The following is a 1222-nucleotide window of genomic DNA, read 5'->3' on the forward strand; positions in this document are numbered from 1 at the left end:
CCGCCAGGCCCTGCCGATTGAGCCTGACCTGGACCTGTTTGACTACATCGCGGCCTTGAACCGGCAGGAAGAGGCAAACGACGGCCACCCGCTGGCGGCCGTCTTGATCGATGAGGCCCAGTTCTTGAAAAAAGAACAGGTCATTCAGTGCGCGCGCATCGTTGACGACCTGCACATCCCCGTGATGGCTTTCGGCTTGAAGAACGATTTTCAGAACCATCTCTTTGAAGGAAGCGAGTATCTTTTGCTTTATGCTGATAAAATAGAAGAGATGAAGACCATCTGCCATTTTTGCGGGCACAAGGCAACGATGGCCCTGCGCTACAAAGACGGCCAGCCGGTCTATGAAGGCGAGCAGGTGCAGATCGGCGGTGACGAGGCCTACTATCCTGTCTGCCGCTTCCACTATTTCCACCCCGAGCAGGCAAGAGACTAGTTTTATTTGGAAGGATTGATCAAATGGATAATGTAATGGCTCAGTTAGAGAGCTTGGAAGTACGCTATGAAGAAATTCAGGAAATGATGGCCGACCCAGAAGTGATCGCTGACACCAAGCGGTACATGGAGATCACCAAGGAAGAGGCCGACATGCGGGAAGTCGTGCAGAAGTTCCGCAAGTTCAAGGCCGACAAGGAAGAAATCGCCGGCAACAAGGAAATCATCGCCGATGGTTCTGACGATGAGCTGGTTGAAATGGCCAAGATGGAAAACGCTGACCTGGAAGCAGAGATCGGCAAGCTGGAAGATGAAATCAAGATCCTGATGCTGCCTAAGGACCCTAACGACGACAAGGACATCATCATGGAAATCCGCGGCGCTGCCGGCGGTGACGAAGCCTCCTTGTTTGCAGGCGACCTGCTGAGAATGTATGAAAAGTACGCTGAAACCCAGGGCTGGAACGTCTCCATCGTCGACAGCGAACAAACCGAAGTCGGCGGCTACAAGCGGGTAGCGATCATGATTACGGGCAACAAGGTCTACTCCAAGCTGAAATATGAAAACGGGGCTCACCGGGTGCAGCGGATCCCGGTAACCGAATCAGCCGGCCGGGTTCACACTTCAACGGCTACGGTTGCCGTCATGCCAGAATATGAACAAGTCGACATCGACCTGGACCCGAAGGACATCCGCGTAGACGTCTACCGGTCATCTGGTGCTGGCGGCCAGCACATCAACAAGACTTCCAGTGCCGTCAGAATGACTCACCTGCCGACGGGGATCG

Annotated in this window: 2 protein-coding genes; both read left to right on the top strand. The window is 54.0% G+C overall.

What is annotated here, in order from left to right:
* A partial coding sequence (locus tag lacNas_RS13335; RefSeq protein ID WP_201346943.1) for a thymidine kinase occupies positions 1-436 on the top strand: 436 nt, incomplete at its 5' end.
* 23 nt (positions 437-459) lie between these two features.
* The coding region (locus tag lacNas_RS13340) for a peptide chain release factor 1 (RefSeq protein ID WP_201332016.1) at positions 460-1222 on the top strand (763 nt) is incomplete at its 3' end.

Origin of the sequence: Lactobacillus nasalidis (assembly GCF_016587775.1) — a bacterium.
GTDB lineage: Bacteria > Bacillota > Bacilli > Lactobacillales > Lactobacillaceae > Lactobacillus > Lactobacillus nasalidis.